Here is a 2,809-nt window from a genome sequence, read left to right on the forward strand (position 1 = left end):
GTGGGTGTCGTTCGACGGCGCGACCAGCGCGCTGCCGGACCCGGGCCCGGTGCCCGGGCGGGCGGTGGTCTGCGGCCCCTACGACGTGGCGACCTCGGCGCCGCGCGTGGTCGAGAATTTCCTCGACACCTCGCACTTCGCCTTCGTGCACGAGGGCTGGCTCGGCGACCGCGGCCACACCGAGGTGCCGGCCTACGAGGTGCTGCTGCGCGCCGACGGCGCGCCCGGCGTGCCGCACTACCGTGCGTGGCAGCCTCAGGCCAGTGCGCACTCGGTGGGCGGGGCCTGGATCGAATACCGCTACCAGGTGCTGTCGCCCTGCAGCGCCGTGCTGGTCAAGCAGGCCGGCGGCGATGCGCCGGCCCCGCGCGAGGCCTATGCGCTGTGGGTGGCGCCGCTGGAGCCCGAGCGCAGCCGCGTCTGGTTCACGCTGTACACCAGCGATCCGGTGACGCCGGATGCGACACTGCGCGCGTTCCAGCACACCATCTTCACCCAGGACCAGCCGGTGCTCGAGTCGCAACGGCCACGCAGGCTGCCGCTGTCGGGCGGCGAGGCGCACTGTGCGGCCGACCGGCTGAGCGCGGCCTACCGCCGCTACCTGCAGGCGCAGGGCATCACCTACGGAGTCTGCTGATGACGTCGAGCGCTCCCGCTGCGCCCTTCGACCCGGCCCGCATCGGTCGCGAGGCACTGCCGGGCCTGCTGCGCAGCATGCCCAAGGCCGAGCTGCACATCCACATCGAGGGCTCGCTCGAGCCGGAGCTGATCTTCGCGCTGGCCGGCCGCAATGGCGTCACCCTGCCGTATGCCAGCGTCGACGCGCTGCGCGCGGCCTATGCGTTCGCCGACCTGCAGAGCTTCCTCGACATCTACTACGCCGGCGCCAGCGTGCTGCTGGAGGAGGCCGACTTCTTCGACATGGCCATGGCCTACTTCCGCCGTGCCGCCGCGGACCGCGTGGTCCACGCCGAGCTGTTCTTCGACCCACAGACGCACACCGAGCGCGGCGTGCCGATCCAGACGGTGATCCGGGGACTGGCTCGCGCCCGTGCGACCGCACGGCTGGAACTGGGCGTGAGCAGCGAGCTGATCCTGTGCTTCCTGCGTCATCTCAGCGAGGACGCGGCTTTCCAGACGCTGGAGCAGGCGCTGCCGCACCGCGAGCACTTTGTCGGTGTCGGCCTCGACAGCAGTGAGCGCGGCCATCCGCCGGAGAAGTTCGCACGGGTGTTCGCGCGCTGCCGCGAGCTCGGCCTGCGCCTGGTGGCGCATGCCGGCGAGGAGGGGCCACCCGCCTATGTGTGGAGCGCGCTCGATGTGCTGAAGGTCGAGCGCATCGACCACGGCGTGCGCAGCCTCGAGGACCCGGCATTGGTGGCGCGTCTGGCCGCCGAGCACATGCCGCTGACGGTGTGCCCGTTGTCGAACGTGAAGCTGCGCGTGTTCGACACGATGGCGCGGCATCCGCTCGCGGCGATGCTCGATGCCGGCCTGTGCGCCACCGTCAATTCCGACGACCCGGCCTATTTCGGCGGCTACCTGAACCAGAACTTCATCGAGACCTTCGAGGCGCTGCCGGTACTGGGCGCTGCGCAGGCCTACCGGCTGGCCCGCAACAGCTTCGTGGCCAGCTTCGCGAGCGCCGAGCAGAAGGCGCGGTGGTGCGATGCGCTCGATGCGCATTTCGCGGGGGCGTGAAGGAAGAAGCCGGGTGTCGAGTGTTGGCGCGGGCGCCGCGCCGGGCCGCTGTGTTGCGTTCGTGTCCCCCGGCGTCGGCCTGATCGGCCGCCGCCTCCTCCTCTACCTCACTCCACACAGCGGCCCGTCACGGCGCTTCGATACACCGCGGTGTGCCTGGGTGAAGGCCTTCGAGCACCACGGTGATGTGTGCTGACCGGGACGTCGGGTGAATGGCGGAGTGAGGTAGAGGAGGAGGGAACGGCCGTGAGGCCGGCACCGGGGGACACGAATGCAGGCGTTCACCCGGCGGCCCGGTCGGCATCGCTCGATCCAAGCCAGCAACTCCCAACAAGCCCGCCGCAAAGCCCCGCGCGGCACTTGCAGCGGTTGCTGCGCTACCGTGCAACTCTTGCCGAATTGCTTCCGCTGCACCTGTCGCACCGATGAACGCACCCGCTCCGACCCCGCCGACCCTGTGGACCCTGGCACGCCGGCAGCTCGCGCGCGACTTCCGCGCCGGTGAACTGCGTCTGCTGATCGTCGCGGTGATGCTGGCGGTCGCCGCGCTCACCGCGGTCGGCTTCTTCGCCGACCGGCTGAACCAGGGCCTGGCGCGCGACGCGCGTTCGCTGCTCGGTGGCGACGCCATCGTCGCGAGCGACCAGCCGGCGCCGTCGGGTCTGACCGATCGGGCCCGTGCCGACGGGCTGGTGGTGGCCCACACCGTGAGCTTTCCCAGCATGGGCCGCGCGCCCGACGCGCAGGGCGGGGCTTCGCGCCTGGTGGCCGTCAAGGCGGCCAGCGACGGCTATCCGCTGCGCGGCCAGCTGAAGATCGCCGATGCGCCCGGCGCGCCCGAGCGACGCGCCACGGGCGTGCCGGCCCCCGGCAGCGTGTGGGTCGACGCGGCCATCCTCGACTCGCTGAACCTGAAGCCCGGCGATCCGCTGCTGCTCGGCGACGCCAGTCTCACGATCGCGGCGGTCATCACGCTCGAGCCCGACCGCGGCGCCGGCTTCATGAGCTTCGCGCCGCGTGCGCTGCTCAACATCGCCGACCTGCCGGCCACCGGCCTGGTGCAGCCGGCCAGCCGCGTGACCTACCGGCTGGCGCTGGCCGGGCAGGG

General features: G+C 71.7%; 1 protein-coding gene and 2 pseudogenes. All 3 read left to right on the plus strand.

Annotated elements, in window-relative coordinates; translation table 11 throughout:
- Positions 1-637 (plus strand): annotated as a pseudogene (locus x551_RS25995) (aromatic ring-hydroxylating dioxygenase subunit alpha); the annotation flags it as partial.
- Positions 637-1,701, plus strand: coding sequence for an adenosine deaminase (locus x551_RS20730; protein ID WP_036234859.1), 1,065 nt, complete (start codon positions 637-639; stop codon positions 1,699-1,701). The pseudogene x551_RS25995 and the gene x551_RS20730, both read left to right, overlap by 1 nt.
- A gap of 425 nt (positions 1,702-2,126) precedes the next feature.
- A pseudogene (locus tag x551_RS20735) lies at positions 2,127-2,809 on the plus strand (ABC transporter permease); the annotation flags it as partial.

The organism is Methylibium sp. T29, from assembly GCF_000576205.1.
GTDB lineage: Bacteria > Pseudomonadota > Gammaproteobacteria > Burkholderiales > Burkholderiaceae_C > Methylibium > Methylibium petroleiphilum.

What these genes read in the sequence shown, in the direction of transcription:
- x551_RS20730 (WP_036234859.1), top strand. Translation starts at nt 637, where the DNA reads ATGACGTCGAGCGCTCCCGCTGCGCCCTTCGACCCGGCCCGCATCGGT.